12 protein-coding genes are annotated in these 16005 nt (G+C 64.2%); 8 read left to right on the top strand and 4 right to left on the bottom strand.

What is annotated here, in order from left to right; genetic code table 11:
- The first annotated feature begins 39 nt into the window (after window positions 1-39).
- From HNP47_RS01100 to HNP47_RS16490, 3 genes are all read left to right on the top strand, one after another.
- Complete coding sequence (locus HNP47_RS01100) at window positions 40-852, top strand: alpha/beta fold hydrolase (RefSeq protein WP_184277685.1); 813 nt, start codon at window positions 40-42, stop codon at window positions 850-852.
- 38 nt (window positions 853-890) lie between these two features.
- Entirely contained in the window at window positions 891-2111 is a 1221-nt protein-coding gene (locus HNP47_RS01105; RefSeq protein WP_184277687.1) for an MFS transporter, read from the top strand.
- A 184-nt stretch (window positions 2112-2295) separates the two neighbouring features.
- Window positions 2296-2886 (top strand): response regulator, encoded by a 591-nt coding sequence (locus HNP47_RS16490; RefSeq protein WP_311769994.1) that lies wholly within the window; start codon window positions 2296-2298, stop codon window positions 2884-2886.
- Between the two features lie 87 nt (window positions 2887-2973).
- On the opposite strand, the gene HNP47_RS01115 is transcribed toward HNP47_RS16490, so the two are convergent.
- Window positions 2974-3813 carry an alpha/beta fold hydrolase gene (locus HNP47_RS01115; protein ID WP_409360145.1) on the bottom strand — a complete coding sequence of 280 codons (840 nt, stop codon included), beginning with the start codon at window positions 3811-3813 and terminating at the stop codon, window positions 2974-2976.
- A gap of 397 nt (window positions 3814-4210) precedes the next feature.
- On the opposite strand from HNP47_RS01115, the gene HNP47_RS01120 reads away from it, so the two are divergent.
- The 3 genes from HNP47_RS01120 (at window position 4211) to HNP47_RS01130 (ending at window position 7627) form a co-directional block, all read left to right on the top strand.
- Complete coding sequence (locus tag HNP47_RS01120) at window positions 4211-5617, top strand: sensor histidine kinase (RefSeq protein ID WP_184277693.1); 1407 nt, start codon at window positions 4211-4213, stop codon at window positions 5615-5617.
- A gap of 121 nt (window positions 5618-5738) precedes the next feature.
- Window positions 5739-6323 carry a helix-turn-helix domain-containing protein gene (locus HNP47_RS01125; protein WP_184277695.1) on the top strand — a complete coding sequence of 195 codons (585 nt, stop codon included), beginning with the start codon at window positions 5739-5741 and terminating at the stop codon, window positions 6321-6323.
- Between the two features lie 35 nt (window positions 6324-6358).
- Window positions 6359-7627 (top strand): M48 family metallopeptidase, encoded by a 1269-nt coding sequence (locus tag HNP47_RS01130; protein ID WP_184277697.1) that lies wholly within the window; start codon window positions 6359-6361, stop codon window positions 7625-7627.
- On the opposite strand, the gene HNP47_RS01135 is transcribed toward HNP47_RS01130, so the two are convergent.
- Together HNP47_RS01135 and HNP47_RS01140 are read right to left on the bottom strand one after the other, a co-directional pair.
- The gene (locus HNP47_RS01135; RefSeq protein WP_184277699.1) at window positions 7608-8594 is read right to left on the bottom strand and encodes an MDR family oxidoreductase; all 987 of its coding nucleotides are present in this window, start codon (window positions 8592-8594) and stop codon (window positions 7608-7610) included. The genes HNP47_RS01130 and HNP47_RS01135 overlap by 20 nt on opposite strands.
- A gap of 28 nt (window positions 8595-8622) precedes the next feature.
- Window positions 8623-9408 carry an SDR family oxidoreductase gene (locus HNP47_RS01140; protein WP_184277701.1) on the bottom strand — a complete coding sequence of 262 codons (786 nt, stop codon included), beginning with the start codon at window positions 9406-9408 and terminating at the stop codon, window positions 8623-8625.
- A 94-nt stretch (window positions 9409-9502) separates the two neighbouring features.
- Between HNP47_RS01140 and HNP47_RS01145 the strand changes: the two genes are divergently transcribed.
- Both HNP47_RS01145 and HNP47_RS01150 read left to right on the top strand, forming a co-directional pair.
- Window positions 9503-10069, top strand: coding sequence for a TetR/AcrR family transcriptional regulator (locus HNP47_RS01145; RefSeq protein WP_184277703.1), 567 nt, complete (start codon window positions 9503-9505; stop codon window positions 10067-10069).
- Between the two features lie 703 nt (window positions 10070-10772).
- Window positions 10773-13634 carry a TonB-dependent receptor gene (locus tag HNP47_RS01150; RefSeq protein ID WP_184277705.1) on the top strand — a complete coding sequence of 954 codons (2862 nt, stop codon included), beginning with the start codon at window positions 10773-10775 and terminating at the stop codon, window positions 13632-13634.
- Window positions 13635-13743: 109 nt separating this feature from the next.
- Here HNP47_RS01150 and HNP47_RS01155 read toward each other — a convergent pair whose 3' ends face one another.
- Complete coding sequence (locus HNP47_RS01155) at window positions 13744-15996, bottom strand: glycoside hydrolase family 88 protein (RefSeq protein ID WP_184277707.1); 2253 nt, start codon at window positions 15994-15996, stop codon at window positions 13744-13746.
- Window positions 15997-16005: the final 9 nt, after the last annotated feature.

The raw sequence follows: 16005 nt of genomic DNA on the forward strand, positions 1-16005 counted from the left end.
AGCGGCCTCCGGCTCCGCGCCGGAGGCCAGGAGACGACGATGTCCGAACGCTCTATCGCCTATGTTGAAACGCCTGCGGGACGGTTGGCCTTCGAGCGATCCGGACGGCGAGGCGGCACGCCCCTGGTGCTGCTGCAGCGGTTTCGCGGTACGCTCGACGACTGGGATCCGGCTTTCCTGGAGGCCATCAGTCGGGACCGGGACGTCATCCGGTTCGACAGCGCCGGCATCGGCCGATCGGGCGGCGAGACCCCGGACAGTCTTGAGGGAATGGCCGACGTCGCGCTGGGATTCATCGCGGCTCTTGGGCTGACCTCGGTTGATCTACTGGGCTGGTCGCTCGGCGGCTTCGTCGCCCAGTATGCGACCCTGCGGTCGTCGGGCCTGGTGCGCCGCCTGATCATCGCGGGTTCGGGCCCGGGCGGGACGAGCGAAGGGCCGTCGCCCGAGTTCCGGGTGTTCCAGACCATGGCGCATCCGGTCAACGGCGACGACGACTTCCTCTACCTCTTCTTCACCAAGACCCCGACGGCGCTGGCGGCCGGCCGGGCCTATCTGGCGCGACGGGCGTCGGTCGTCGAACCCGGCGAACCTGTCAGCGCCGTGGCCTTCGAGCGCCAGCTGAAGGCCATCACCACGGCGTCAGGCGTGCGGGATAGCCTGAAGAGTCTCAGCCTGCCGATCCTGGTCGCCAATGGTGCGCACGACGCCATGATACCGGCCTACCGATCGTACATCATCTCTCAAGAGGCCCCGAACGCCAAGCTCGTGCTCTACCCGGATTCTGGACATGCCTTCCTTTTCCAGCACGTCGAGCCGTTCGCCGCCGAGGTCTCGGCCTTCCTCGGTTGAGCACCTGGTCCGTCCACCCCGAGACCTCCGAACCGTCCATGAAGTCTGTAAACGACGTTGCCGTGTCCGACGCCCCATCATCCGGCGCTTCCGTGGTTCCCGCCCTGTTCCTGGCGCTCGGAACCTTCGCCATCGGAACCGAGGGGTTCATGATCGCGCCCCTGCTGCCGACGATGGCCGCCGACTTCGGCCTGACGGTGCCGACGGTCGCCATGCTGGTGGTTGTTTTCACTTTCACCCTGGCCGTGAGCTCACCCATAAGCACGGTCGCGACCGGACGGGTCGACCGTCGGAATGTCCTTCTCCTGGCTATGGCGGTGTTCACGGCGGGAAATCTGCTCGCGGCTATGTCGACCGGGTTCTGGAGTTTAATGGTGGCGCGGATCCTGATGGCGCTGGCCGCAGGCCTGTATGCGCCCACCGCCAACGCCTTGGCGGGCGCGGTCGCAGGTCCCGCCTTTCGCGGTCGCGCCCTGGCGATCGTCAGCGGCGGCATGACCATCGCCATTGCTCTGGGCCTTCCTCTGGGCGCCTTGGTCGGCCATGCGTTCGGCTGGAGGGCGACCTTCCTTGCCGTCGCCGTAATGGGCGTCGTGGCGATGCTGGGCGTGTCGCTCGGAGTGCGGCGGTCCCTGACCACCGGTCTGCCGGTGGCCGATCTGGCAGCTCGGCTCGCGGTCTTTCGAGCGCCGGCGGTGATGCGACTTCTGGGCGTTACCCTGTTCTGGGCGATCGGCGCCTATGCGGCCTACCCCTATATCGCTTCATACCTCGCTGACGTCCTGGAGTTCGGCGTCGGCGAGACGGCCGCCGCGGTCTCAATATGGGGCCTTTTCGCAGCCCTGGGTGTGACGGCAGGAGGCGCCCTGAGTGACCGGGTCGGTTCCACCCGCGTGGTTGTCGGGTCGCTGGCGGCCCTGACCCTGGCCTTCTGGGGACTTGCCCTGGCCGCCGGGTTGCCTGCCAGGGCCGCCTTGGCTCCCGCGTTGATCGCCATAGCCGTCTGGGGCTTCAGCGTTTGGTCGTTCTTTCCGGCCCAGATGGCGCGATTGATCGCAGCCGTCAGACCCGATCAAGGCTCAGTGTCGCTCTCGCTCAATACTTCGACCATGTATCTCGGCTTCTCCATCGGCAGCGCGTTCGGTGCGGGCATTCTGGGCGCCGGGGCGGTTTGGGGCATCGGCCTGTTCGCCGGAGTCGCCAGCGCGATGGCCTTGGTAATGGATCGGGCCTTGGTCTACCGCGCCGATGGCCGTTGAACACGAGCGCTCAGCAGGACCATACTATGGTATGAAGGTGTCGCGGGCCCTCGCGGGATAGCATCCGGCCCGCGGCGTATCTCCGCCGAAGTCCAGGAATGATGCAGTGAGCACGACCCAGACGACATCGCGGGCCAGCCAGACCGTCGCTTCTACGCCGACGGGAGACGCTGTGACGCCTGTTGTGCTCGTCGTCGATGACGATCCCGATATCCGTGAAAGTCTGCAGGACCTTTTTCAGTCCGTAAGGCTTGACGTTGTCGTCTTCTCCGGCATGGACGATCTGCTCGCCGCGCCGCTTCCCGACCGGCCGAGCTGTCTGGTGCTGGATCTGCGTCTTCCGGGCGCCAGCGGACTGGAAATTCAGTCCCGGCTGACGTCCATGGACATCGGCATTCCCATCATCTTCATCACGGGGCATGCTGACGTCAGCACTACGGTGAGGGCGATGAAGGCCGGCGCGGTCGACTTCCTGCCGAAGCCCTTCAGGGACCAGGATCTTCTCGACGCGGTGACCCAGGCTCTGAGACAGGACGCCGAACGGCGCCTAAAGGTCGATGTCGCCTCGAAAGTCCAGGCCATGGCCAAGTCCCTGACGCCACGGGAGGTCGCGGTTCTCCGGGGCGTCGGGCGGGGCCTTCTGAACAAACAAATCGCTCACGAGCTTGGCGTCAGCGAAATCACTGTGAAGATGCATCGCAGCAGCGCTGGCAGGAAGTTGGAAGTCCGCTCTGTCGCCGACATGGTGAGCAAGGTCCGCCTACTGGGCTTGTGAGTTGCTCGGGACGGGCGCTCGCAACCTTCGCCAGAATGACGCCCGCCGCTCGTTGGAACGGCGGGCGTTCAGACCCTGAGGCTGATGTCAGGCCTTGAAGAAGGCCAGCAGATCGGCGTTGATCACATCAGCATGGGTCGTCATCATCCCATGCGGGAAGCCCGGGTAGGTTTTCAGTTCACCGTGTTTCAGCAGGGTGATGCCGATTCGGGCCGAGTCCGCGATCGGCACGATCTGGTCGTCTTCGCCGTGCATCAGGAGGACCGGCACGTTGATGGACTTCAGGTCGTCGGTGAAATCGGTCTCCGAGAAGACCTTGATGCAGTCGAAGTGCGGCTTGGCGCCGCCCATCATCCCTTGGCGCCACCAGTTCTGGATGATCGCTTGGTTGGGCTCGACGCCTGGCCGGTTGAAGCCGTAGAAGGGGCCGGCGGGCAGGTCGGTGTAGAACTGCGAGCGGTTGGCCAGCAGTTGGGCACGCAGGCCGTCGAACGCCTCGATCGGCGTCCCGCCCGGATTGGCCTCGGTCTTCACCATGATCGGCGGAACGGCGCCCAGCAGGGCCGCCTTCGCCACACGGCCGCCGCCGCCATGGCGCGCAACGTAGCGTGCAACCTCGCCGCCGCCGGTCGAGTGACCGACGTGAATCGCGTTGCGTAAATCCAGGTGCGCGGCGAGCGCGGCCACGTCGGCCGCGTAGGTGTCCATCTCGTTCCCGGTATCGGTCTGGCTCGAGCGGCCGTGGCCCCGCCGATCATGGGCGACGACGCGATAGCCTTGGGCGAGGAAGAACAGCATCTGGCTGTCCCAGTCGTCGGCGCTCAGGGGCCAACCGTGATGGAAGACGACCGGCTGGGCGGTCTTGGGGCCCCAATCCTTGTAGTAAATCTGAGTTCCGTCGGTGACGGTAATCGTGCCGCTGCTCATGCGATGATCTCCTTGGGTTTGAGAGGGTTGATTGGCCAGGGCCATGGTGGGGAAGAGCGACGCCGTCGAGGCCGCCGCCGCCAGACCGATGCTCGCGGTCAGGATGTCGCGCCTTGAGGCGCCGTCTTGGGAGGAATGGGTCATCATCTTTCCTTCGCCGTTCCTGCCGTGACGTCCAAGGCCGCGAGGAACGGGCCGCACGATGGGCGTGGGGCGACCACCTGGCTTGAACACTGTCCCGCCGCTTTGAACGATTGCCCGATCCTGAACCGGCCCGACCGCTCAAGCTTTCAATCGAGGCGTTCAAGCCTCGGAGCTCATCGCCCGATACCGTCGCAAATCAGGGCTGCGCATTGCGTGGTTCATCATCTGAGACGGCAAGGGACCCGGCGGCGCGATGCTTCACCCATTCGATCTGTTTGATATGGCGGCGGCCCAGCTTGCGTCGTCCGACGACCCATCCGTCCAGTTGGCGGGTCTGTTCGAATTGATTGCGGACGAACTGCAGCTGGACGCCTTCTGTTGCTATGGCCCGGCCTCGCGCGAGACGCTGCACCTGCTCGCATCCGCCGGGCCCGCAGCGGGTATGGCTAGCGTCGGGGGATTGGATCTGAGCGCAGATCTCTGTGCCGACGTCGCACGAGAACGGCAGGCGCGCCTTCTCACCGATCTGCAATCAACGGCGGACCCCCGATTCGCCGGCCTTCGCGATGCCGGCCTGGATGTTTTCGTCTGTATCCCACTGGCGTCAGAAGGTCGGCTTATCGGCGCCCTCGGCTACGGCCGGGCCCACGGCGCCCCGTTCGAAACGGAAGAGTTGCGTCTGCTGCGGTCATTGAGCTGCTATCTCGCGATCTGGCTCCAGCAACTCGGAGCGCTGTCGTTTGCTCGAGGAGCCGCGCGACGCATGTCCTCCTTGCTGGATAGGATGCGGGTCGCGGTCGTGGGTGTGGATGGAGCTGGTCGATGCGACTATCTCAACTCGGCCGCGCTTCACCTGCTGGATCGTCCCGCTCAGGACGCTCGCGGTGGTCATGTCGCGGATCTACTGGCTGGCGATGACGCATTCCGGCGGTTGATCGAACGCAGAGATCCGGCCTGCGGCGAGATGGTGACCGCTCGGAACCGAGTCGTCGCCTACCGTATCAGTCCGCAGATCGACGGCGCAGGCTCCGATCTGATGCTGGAGCTGCGGGACGTCACCGCCGACCGTCATGCCGCCGCGCTCCGTGATCTCGTGGCTCGGGAGATCGACCATAGGGCTCGCAATAGCCTCGCGATCATCCAGTCTATCGTTCGATTGACGCCGGCGGCCAATCCCGATGCGTTCAGGGCCGCTGTCTCGGGCAGGATCGACGCCATGCTTCGTGCCCAGTCGGCTCTTGGGCGCGAGTGCGGTGAAGCCGCCACGCTGACCGATCTCTGTCGTGATGAATTGGACGTCGCATCCACCCCCGATCGCTTCTGCCTCGCCGGCCCGACCGTGGAGCTGTCGCCCGCGCTGGCGCAGCCGCTGGGAATGGTCATTCACGAGCTCGCCACCAACGCCGCCAAGTACGGCGGCCTCTCACGCGTTGGTGGGCGCGTTGACGTTTCATGGCGTCTCACACCTTTGGGCGAAGTGGTGATTGACTGGTGCGAAAGCGGCGGTCCTCCCGTCGCCGCACCCGAACGGGTCGGGTTCGGATCAGAGCTAGTGGGCGCTCTCACGCGTCAGATCGGCGCCGACCTGCGGTGGTCGTGGCAGCCGACAGGCCTGAGGGTCCGGCTGGCGTTCGCCAGGGACATTGGATTCCAGCGCTGATGCGAGCCGTTCCATACCATACCTCCGGATGGGGCGCCCCATTCACCCGGACGATGGCCGACGCAGGTGCGCAGCGCCAGTTTGATCCCAGGTATTTCGTCGAGCCTGGAGCTCTCGCCCGATGTCGAACATGTCCGCTGACGTCCGCCCCCTGGTCGCGTTCGAACCAGCTCGGGTCGTCGAGGCCCAAAGGTTGATTGAGAGGGTGAAGCGTTGCCTGTCAACGGACCGCAAGTCCGCCGAGGCCGGTCTCAGCCAACTGACCGATCTGTTTCGCTCCGAATACTGCGTCGCTCCCTCGGCCGAACGTGGTCTGTCCCACTGGCAGCGGAGGCGCGTCGATCAGTACATCGAGGACAACCTCGAGCGGTCGATCGAGTGCCGCTTTCTGGCGGATCTCGCGGGTCTTAGTCATTCCTACTTCGCGGCGGCGTTCAGGATCAGCTTCGGCGAATCGCCGCGCGCTCATCTGATACGCCGGCGGTTGCTCCGGGCCCGGGCGATGATGCTGGAGACGCGCCAGTCGCTGGCGGAGATCGCGATAGGGGTCGGGTTCGCGGACCAGGCGCACCTGACCCGTCATTTCCGTCGCCTGTTCGGCGATACGCCCGCCGCCTGGCGCCGGGCGAGCGAGCTCGGCAGGCCGCCTGAACGCTACGCGCCCTGGCCCACCACCAGCGACGTTCCGTCCGTGTCGGCCGCCTGATGCCTTCGAACTTTTCCGTCGCAGGTCTTGAAACTATGCATCCCGTGCCTTTTGACGCCGCGCGCGAGACGGCGCGCTACCTGGCGACCGTCTCCCAAGCGGACGTTGCGCGGGCCGTGGCCTATACCCAGGGAAGCCATTGGCTGCTCGTCTGGGACGCGCTGATCAGCTTTGTGATCTGCCTTCTGATCGTCCGGCTGGGGCTGTTGGTCCGCCTGGCGGGTCATCTGCAATCGACCAGGCAGCGACCCAACCTCGTCGCCTTCCTTTCCGCTGCGCTTTTCACGATCGTCCGCTGGGCTTTGGAGGCGCCGTGGTCCGCTTATGCGGATTGGGGGCGCGAGAGGGCCTACGGCTTCACACGGCAGCCGTTCTATGACTGGCTCGGTCAGGGCCTGATCGAGGCCGTCATCTCGAGTGTCTTCGGCGGGATATTTTTCGTCCTGCTTTACGGCCTGATCCGCCGGACGGGACGGTGGTGGCCGGCGTGGGGGACCGCGTTGGCGACTGCTTTCAGCTTCGCCGCGCTCGTGATCGCACCGATCTTCGTGGCTCCTGCATTCAACCACTATACCCCCGCGCCCGCAGGCCCTGTTCGCGATGCCGTGGAAACCTTGGCGAGGGAAGACGGCGGCAAGGCCCCATCCATACGGGTCTATGATGGTTCGCGTCAGTCGAACCGCTTTACCGCGACAGTGGTCGGCATCGGCGACTCGGCGCGCATCGCGATGAGCGACGCCATGCTCCAGCAAGGGGTCGGCGTTGAAGAAGTGCAGGCGGTGGTCGGTCACGAGATCGGCCACTATCGCTACGGCCATCTGATCTGGCTTGCGACCTTCCTGAGCGGCCTCTTCGCGGTGGGCTTCGTCCTGATCGACAGACTGTTCCCCGTGACGGCTCGGTTGCTGGGCTTCTCCGGCAACATCGCCGACCCGGCGGGATTGCCAGTCCTGACGGCGCTGATTGTGGCGCTGACTCTCTTGGCCACGCCCCTGATCAACACCGTCCAACGCACCATCGAGCTGCAGGCCGACAACTACAGTCTCGCCCATGCCCGACTCCCTGACGCCCTTGTCAGCGCCCTCCTGAAGACGGCTGACTACCGGTCGCCCTCGCCGTCCGGCCTTGAGGAAGCGCTCTTCTACGACCATCCAAGCATCGCTCGTCGGGTTCGGAACGCGATGGATTGGAAGGCTGCGCACTTTTCGCTGCGGCCCGAACGAGCTGCCCGGGACGCAGACCCGAACAGCTCCCCTGCGGCCGCCACCCCTGATCGCCGAGGTGTCAGGCGTTCACGTCGATGACGACGCGGCCCTGCACCTGGCCTTTCAGAATCTCGATCGCGATAGCAGGAGCCTCCGCCAACGGCGCGGTGCGGGTCACGCGCTCAAGCTTCTTCAGATCAATGTCGCCTGCGAGCCGTTCCCACGCCTTCAGTCGCACGGCTTGGGGGGCGTTGACCGAATCCAGGCCTGCGAGCGTGACGTTTCGCAGGATGAAAGGCAGGACTGAGGTCGGCAGGTCGGACCCTTGGGCCAGGCCGTTCGCTGCAACGACCCCGCGGTAGTGGGTCTGGGCCAGCACATTTGCGAGGGTGTGACTGCCGACCGAGTCGATGGCGCCGGCCCAACGCGGCGGCTGGATCGGCGCGCCGGATTCTGACAGGGTGTTCCGATCGATCACTTCCGCAGCACCGAGCGCACGCAGATCGTCCGCCAGTTCCCGGCGGCCGGTGGAGGCCACGACCCGATAGCCGAGGTCGGACAGAAGCATGACCGAAACCGATCCCACGCCGCCATTCGCGCCGGTGACTAGGATATCGCCGCTTTTGGGCCTCACGCCTCCATGCTCGAGGGCCAGCACCCCCAGCATGGCGGTATAGCCGGCCGTGCCGATCGCCATGGCGTGCCAGGTGCTGATGGACGGGGGCAGTTTGATCAGCCAATCGGCGCTGAGCCGCGCCTTCCGGGCGTAGCCGCCATGATGGGTCTGGCTGAGGCCCCAGGAATTGGCGACCACTCTGTCGCCCGCTGCGAACCGCGGATCGTCCGATGCGAGGACCGTTCCCGCCAGATCGATGCCGGGGATCAGGGGGAAGGTCTGAATGACGGGCGCGCGTCCCGTCATGGCCATCGCGTCCTTGTAGTTGACGGTCGAATAGTCGATCTGGACGGTGACCTCGCCCGGCATCAGGTCTGTCTCGTCGAAGTCGACGACCTGGGTTTCGATCCGGTCGGCCGTTTTGGTGGCGAGAAGGGCTTTGAAGGTCATTCTGTACTCCTGGGTTCGCTTATCGGGATCATGCCGAGGCGTAGCGAGCGGCGGCTTGTGAGCCGCTGAAGCCGCTGATCATGGCCATGCGCGCGGCCTGGTAGTCGTCCCATTGGCCGGCGTCGGACAGGACGGGGATTGTGATGGTCTCGCCCCGGTCGAAGCCGACCATGGCCGCGTCGACGAGCACCTTTGCATCCATCATCTGAGGAAGCCGGCTGGTATCGAGGCCAGATCTTTCCCACAGCGGCGTCACGGTGCCGGCGGGCAGTACGCATTGGACCTGCACCCCCTTGCTTGAGAGTTCGAAGGCCATGGCCTGTGACAGAGTGGTGACATAGGCCTTGCTGGCCGCATAGGCCGCCTGCCGAAACTCGGGAACGAGGCCCACGACCGACGAGATGTTGATGATGGCGCCTCGGCCCGCATGGGCGAAGCGCTGCGCCGCCACTTGGGCCAGGCGAGTCACCGCCGCGACATTGACGGCCAGGAGCTCTGTGACATCGGCCGGCGACTGGTCGATGAAGCCGCCGGACAGGGCGATACCGGCATTGTTGACCAGAACATCGATCCGCGCGTCGTCCGCCAGGCGGTTCGCGACCATCGACAGGTCTTCCGCCCCAGCCAGATCGGCCTGCACTACCTCAATCTGGACGCCATGTTTGTCGCGCAAGCCAGTCGCGACCGTATCGAGACGTTCGGCGTTGCGGGCCACCAGCACAAGATTGTGGCCACGCCGGGCGAACCGGTCGGCATAGACCGCGCCGATGCCGGAAGATGCGCCGGTGACCAGCGCAACGGGGTTGGACGACATCACGTTCTCCCTGTAATCATTATGAGTGTCATGTTTGGGTCTGTGATATGACGGCCATCATGAAACAGTCAAGCGACATCAGCAGGGGTCAGCAATGAAGGTCAGTCGCGAGCAGATGGCCGCCAACCGGGCTCGCATTCTGGAGGAGGCAGGCCGCCTGTTCCGCGCCAAGGGGTTTGATGAGGTCAGCGTCGCCGAGGTGATGAAGGCCAGCGGCCTGACCCATGGCGGCTTCTACGGGCATTTCGCCTCGAAGGATGATCTGATCGCCCAAAGCATCGCCCATGTCTTCGCCAAGTCTCCGCCCGGTGAGCAGGAGTTACGGCAATATTCCGAGGCCTATCTGGCGGACGCCCATCGACGGAATCCTGGCCGGGGATGCCCGATGGCCGCGCTGGCGTCCGAAACTGCGCGGCAGTCCCCGCAGGCACGGCGGGCGATGACCGACGGCATCAAGGCCCAGATCGACCGGATCGCTTCGACCTTCACCGAGGACCAACCTGAGGCCGCGCGACGAAGGGCCATCGGGACCTGGTCGGCGATGGTTGGAGCGATGATCTTGGCCCGGTCGTCCGAGGACTCGGACCTGGCCGATGAACTGCTTAATCAGACCCGCGCCTGGATCTGTCACGACCAGCGATCAGAAGGGAGCAACGCCTGACCCGCTGTTTGGTGGTCTCCCGCACGGGTCAGACCTGTTTCCGGCGGGGTCAGGATCGAGGCTGAGGCGGCCGTCCGCTTCTCGTCCGAAGTCGATCCGCAGCTCGGTTTTCCCTCGCGCGGGAGGACGACATGCTGGTCGGCGACGAGGATCGACGCTTCGATCGCTGTATGCCAGAACGGAGGGCGATTATCGGGTGTCGATCGTCGAAGGTGATGCGCTCCTCAACGTAGAGTAGCCTGCCGATAGATGGCGACATCACCTGAATTTTATTACGTCTAATTTCACCAATGAATTCAAAGGCGGCGTTCAGGTGACGGTAGGTCGCGCGGTATGGTGCCTAGATCAAAGAAAAGGCGCTGTTAAATCAGCGCCTTCTGGTGGATTGGACGATCGAGTGGGAATAGGACAGGGCGTCCGTCAGCCTTTTCAGGCGTCAGGCATTCTTCGAAACCCCACAATGTGCCGGCGGGCCGCGTGCAGTTGCGTTTCTGGTTAAGCCACGTTCTTCGGCGAGATTACAGATCCCCATCAGTAGAGTCGCCCGCTTGCGAGTCGCGGCTGAATATGGCTAAAGACGGATGACACCGGTAGCAGTCAGGCGGCCAACTCGTTTTGACACCGGTGTCTCCCGTCAGCAGCGGGAGGCGTGAACAAGGGCGTTCGATCCTTGAAGCGCGACACTTGGGAGGAGAAACTGGAAATGACTCAACGCCATAAATTCGCGCGCCATGCCTTGGTCGCCACCGCGTCACTGGGCGCGCTAGCTCTCGCCATGATGGCGCATGACGCCGCCGCCCAAACGGCCGAGGTCGCTGCGCCTCAGACGGATGACGCTGCCGAGGTCGATGACATCGTCGTCACGGGCTTCCGGGCCAGCCTACAGAATTCCTTGAACATCAAACGCCGCGAAGCCGGCGTCGTCGACGCCATCTCGGCGGAAGACATTGCGGATTTCCCCGACACCAATCTGGCCGAGTCGATCCAGCGCATTCCCGGGGTCTCCATTGACCGCGATGCGGGCGAGGGCCGGTCGATCACCGTCCGCGGGCTGAGCTCGGAGTTCACCCGCACGCGGATCAACGGCATCGAGGCCCAGGCATCGACCGGCGCCACCGACTCGTCGGGCGGGGTGAATCGCGGTCGTGGCTTCGACTTCAACGTCTTCGCCTCAGAGCTCTTTAACAATATCACGGTGCGCAAGACCGCCTCGGCCGAAACGGAAGAGGGGTCGTTGGGGGCGACTGTCGATCTGCGCACCAGCCGACCGTTCGACAAGGTGGGCTTCCAGGGCGCGCTGTCGGGCCAATACGGCTATAACGATCTGTCGCAGGATTGGAGCCCACGCTTTGCCGGTCTGATTTCGAACACCTGGGCGGATGACCAGATCGGCGCTCTGTTTTCGATCGCCTACAGCGAGCGTGACAGTCTGGAGGAAGGTTTCAGCTCGGTGCGCTGGGGACCTGCCAGCGCCGACGGCGGTTTCCAGAATGGCGCTGTCCTGCCGAACGCCGCGCGCACCTACCATCCTCGTATCCCGCGCTATGGTAGTCTGGAGCACAGTCAGGAACGTCTGGGCGCGACGCTGTCGGTGCAAGCCCGGCCCGGCAACGGTCCGACCCTGTTCACGATGGACATGCTGTACTCGAAGCTAGATTCGACCCGCAGCGAAAACTTCCTGCAAGCCTGGTCGCTCAGCCGTGGCGCCGATCAGGGCGGCAAGCCGCAGGTCGACATCATGAGCTTCGAGATCGATCCCGACACGGGGGAGATGATCTATGCCCAGCTCGACGACATGGACATCCGCAGCGAGCAGCGGTTCGACGAGCTGCAGACCGAATTCAAGCAGATGACCTTTGGGGTCGAGCATGAGTTTTCGGATCGGCTGAGGTTCAACGGCCTGATCGGTCGCGCGGAATCCAGCTTCGCCAACCCCGTCCAGGTCAGCGCCATCATCGATCGCCAGAATGTCGATGGCTATTCCTATGACTTCCGTCAGAACCGCAATCTGCCGGCGATCAACTGGGGCTTCAACGTCGCCGATCCCACGCAGTGGAGCGTCGTCGGACCGACCGGCGCGCAACCCCGATCGGAGCTGCGCATCAGCTCTAACTTCCAGGAAAACGTCTACACGACGGGTGAGGCTAACTTCGCCTTCGACCTGAGCGATTGGCTCACCCTGAAAGCGGGCGTGAGCCGCAAGGAATACGAGTCGAGCAGCCGCGCCTTCGCGCGCCCGAACAACGCCAACGGTTCGCCAGCGCTGCCGGCCGGCACGAGCATGGCTTCGGTCACCAATCTGCTGAGCGGTTTCGGTCGCAACCTCGATCTGCCGTCGGGCGCTGCGACCAGCTGGGTTCGGCCGGATCTGGCTGCGTTGCAGACAGTCTGGAATTACAACTGCAACTGCGACACGGGCGTGGCAGGCGGTGATTTCCGGCTGATCGGCCTGAATGGCAATCCGTCCACCTATGGCAACTGGCGTGACGTGACCGAGACCGACACCGGCGCCTACGTGCAGGCCGACTGGGACACCGAAATCATGGGCGTGCCCTTCCGGGGCAACATCGGCGTACGTCAGGTCAAGACCGAGGTCGACGCCTTGGGTTATTCCAACGTCGGGGGCGTTGCGACGCCAGTTCGGGGCGAGAACGAGTATGACGACACCCTGCCGTCGCTGAATGTCTCGATCGAGCCGATGAAGGATCTGATCGTGCGCGTGGGCGCCGCCAAGGTCATGGCTCGGCCGCCTGTCACCAGCCTGGTTCCGGTCTTCACGCTGAGCGCAGCCGGCGCGGCGACGAATACGGCCTCGCTGGGCAATGTCGAGTTGGAACCCTATCGGGCGACGACCTACGACCTGTCGGTCGAATATTACTTCGCGCCTGAAGCTCTGCTGTCCTTCGCCTACTTCTACAAGGACATCTCGACCTATGTGCAGACGACCACCGAACCGTTGTCGTATAGCCAACTGACGGCGTTGAACCCTGTGGCCTTCCCGGCGGGCGGTCGTCCTGCCGGCGACATCTATCAGTTCAGCACGCCCACCAACACGCCCGGCGGGCCGCTCAAAGGCTTCGAGATCAGCTATCAGCAGACCTTCTCGTTCCTGCCCAGCCTGCTGTCGAATATCGGTACGCAGCTGAACTACACGCACGTCGAATCCGAGATTCAGTATTGCGTGACCGCCACCTGCGCGGCCTTCGTGACGGCGGATCTGGTCAACCTGTCGCCAAACGCCTGGAACGCGACGCTGTATTATGACGACGGCAAGTTCAATGCGCGTGTGTCAGCGGCCTATCGCGACACCTATTTCCAGAGCGTGCCGGGTTCGAACGGCGCCACGGGCCTTATTCCCTATCAGGGCAAGACCGAAACCACGACGATCGACGCTTCCGCATCGTACAACCTGACCGATAACCTCAGTGTTTCGGTCGAGGGGCTGAATCTGACCGACGAAGCCAACCGTCAGAACCACGGCGACATCGGCCTGCCGCGTGACAGCACCTATGTCTATCACCACACTGGCCGCCAGGTTTACATCGGCGCGCGGTATCGCTTCTGATCCCAACAGATCGGCGAAATAAACAGGCGGCGCCGGTATGTCCGGCGCCGCCTCTTTTTGGACCTTGGCCGCGATGGCACGACGCGGCGAGAGACCTCCGGCTGGAGATCTAGTCGCCTTGGCGGAAATCGAAACTCTGGTTTGCGACGAAGTCTTCCCAGGCGCTGCGCGTCGTGAAGTCCAGACCGCGATCCCAAGCCGATCCCATGTAGTAGGTGAACGGCTGACCCGGCGTTACCCGCACCAGGATCAGATAGTTGTCGGCGTCTTCGGTAAAGCCTTCGACCGTTGCGGGATCAACCGCCAGAGCGATGCCAAGCGCGCCATGCTCCGGGTTTTCCGGCTCCCAGAACATCAGGCGCCCGTGTGCGGCGTCGCGCGTGACGAAACCCCGTCCGTTGTCGTTGCTGCGCTTCGAAATGCCGATCGCGACGATCAGTGGTGCGTCGGAATTCGAGGACAGAGTTGAAGTCATGCGCGTGAAGTTGGAGCCCAACGGAAGGCTGAACTCGCGCGTTTCTGAAACCGTGCGTACGACGTCGACCGGCCAAGGGCGGTAGGTCACGCTGAACCGCGCCTCGTCGCCGCCGGTTTTGTCGATTTGGTAGGTGGAGAAGTTGCGGCTGGTCCAGAGCTTGTTGTCGTACCAAATGCCAAGACCCCCGGCGCCTCTGCCGCGTCCCACGTCATAATAATCCAGGCCTTCGCCGCGATCGACGTGATAGTTCGGGAACTTCAGCTGACGGTCCATGAAGGGATAGCGGACACGTTTGGCCCACACATCGATCCCCGAGCCAGACGGCGCCTCACGCGCTTCAAGCGTGGGACCGTAAATGCGGTGAGCGACGCGATCGTTTTCCCATAGCAGGTCATCCAAACGATCCGGCGCGAAGCGGGCGACCGCGCGCGGTCGCTGCTGGTCTTCCGGCGGCGGCTCCAGCGGTTCGATGGTCGAGGGTCGATTTAGAGCGGATGGATCGTAGGAGAGCGCCGAGGTCGCACGCATCTCGGCGTCTCGACGGCGGATTTCTTCGGCGCCGACGACCGTCACCGGGGCGGGCGGGACAGGCGTGGTCGCAGCGATCACCTCGGCCGTGTCGCGCGTGGGTTCCGCTAACGGCAAAGACCGAACAGCGTCGTTCAGCGTCGCGACTTCCAGTCCGGCCAGAATATAAGTTCCTGAAACATAGAGGCCGACGTCTTCCGGGGCCGTCGACACGGGCTGATCGCCGGTCTTCTGCGCCGCGCCCACCAGGCCGTTCGCAAGGACATGGCGGTTCAGGCCGGCCCAACCCTTCAACACATGCGGCAGGTAGGTGTCGCGATCCAGAAGGCCGTGATTGATCCCCCAGGCCAGGGCGTAGACATAGAAGACCGAGCCTGAGGTTTCAGCCTCGGGATAGGCTTTGGGATCCAGCAAGCTGGCGCGCCACAGTCCGTCCTCTTGCTGGAGACCTGCGATCCTGCCGGCCATCTTCTGGAAGAGGTCGACATAGAGGCCGCGCCCGGCGAAATCGGCAGGCACGGACTCCAGCCATCGCACCAAACCGCCCATGACCCAGCCATTGGCCCGCGACCAGTAGATGCGGTCCCCGTCAGCGTCACGATGGTTCTCGTCCTTGAACCGTTCGTCGCGCAGAAAGAGTTTTTCGTCCTCCACCCACAGCCGCGCCGCCGTGCGTCGCCATTCCTTGTCTGCGGCGTTCAGATATTTCGGATCGCCCGTGATCGCGGTCATCCGGGCGAAGACCGGGGGCGCCATATAGAGGGCGTCTGCCCACCACCAGACCAGCGCGGGTGTGTCTTCCGCCCTGGCCAGATAGGGGACCTGCCAATCCAGCCGCTGACGCAGCGGCATCAGCACGCCCTCCTGTCCACGACGCGCGTAGAGTTCTTCGTAGAGATCGCCGATGGCGATATCGTCGGCGTTCAGCATCGTCTTGCCCGAGCGCGCGCCGCGCACACCGTAATTGTAGTGATCGGCCACGGCGCTCAAAAAGCGCAGCGTTCGCCTGTCGTCCGAGACGCGCGCAAGGCGCGAGGCGCCGACGTAAAAGGTTGCTGCGACCCAGTTGGACGACATCTGCGTCAGGTTGCTGCCCGTCGACAAGGCGAGCGGCTCGGCGGCCATGGCTGCGATTTGCGAGGAGGCGACATATTCGACGGCCGCCATCGTGCTCTCGCGTGACGGCACGCCTGCCACCTCGGTGTAAAGGGCGGGGCGATTGCGTTGAGCCAACCATTCGGCCTCGACACCTGGCGGCAAGGCTCCGACCGTTTGCGCCAGGACGGGGCCAGACATGGCGGCCGAGCTCATCAGGACGGCGATCAGGCCAATGCAGGGTCGGGTTGGCAGGGCCATGCTTTCCTC

The sequence above is a fragment of the Brevundimonas vesicularis genome (assembly GCF_014204545.1).
Taxonomy (GTDB): Bacteria; Pseudomonadota; Alphaproteobacteria; order Caulobacterales; family Caulobacteraceae; genus Brevundimonas; species Brevundimonas vesicularis_B.

Bases quoted from the DNA above. Each gene is read 5' to 3' on its own strand.
- HNP47_RS01115 (WP_409360145.1), bottom strand. From the start codon at position 3,813: ATGAGCAGCGGCACGATTACCGTCACCGACGGAACTCAGATTTACTAC.
- HNP47_RS01125 (WP_184277695.1), top strand. From the start codon at position 5,739: ATGTCGAACATGTCCGCTGACGTCCGCCCCCTGGTCGCGTTCGAACCA.
- HNP47_RS01135 (WP_184277699.1), bottom strand. From the start codon at position 8,594: ATGACCTTCAAAGCCCTTCTCGCCACCAAAACGGCCGACCGGATCGAA.
- HNP47_RS01130 (WP_184277697.1), top strand. From the start codon at position 6,359: ATGCATCCCGTGCCTTTTGACGCCGCGCGCGAGACGGCGCGCTACCTG.
- HNP47_RS01120 (WP_184277693.1), top strand. From the start codon at position 4,211: ATGCTTCACCCATTCGATCTGTTTGATATGGCGGCGGCCCAGCTTGCG.
- HNP47_RS01140 (WP_184277701.1), bottom strand. From the start codon at position 9,408: ATGTCGTCCAACCCCGTTGCGCTGGTCACCGGCGCATCTTCCGGCATC.
- HNP47_RS01145 (WP_184277703.1), top strand. From the start codon at position 9,503: ATGAAGGTCAGTCGCGAGCAGATGGCCGCCAACCGGGCTCGCATTCTG.
- HNP47_RS01100 (WP_184277685.1), top strand. From the start codon at position 40: ATGTCCGAACGCTCTATCGCCTATGTTGAAACGCCTGCGGGACGGTTG.
- HNP47_RS01105 (WP_184277687.1), top strand. From the start codon at position 891: ATGAAGTCTGTAAACGACGTTGCCGTGTCCGACGCCCCATCATCCGGC.
- HNP47_RS01150 (WP_184277705.1), top strand. From the start codon at position 10,773: ATGACTCAACGCCATAAATTCGCGCGCCATGCCTTGGTCGCCACCGCG.
- HNP47_RS01155 (WP_184277707.1), bottom strand. From the start codon at position 15,996: ATGGCCCTGCCAACCCGACCCTGCATTGGCCTGATCGCCGTCCTGATG.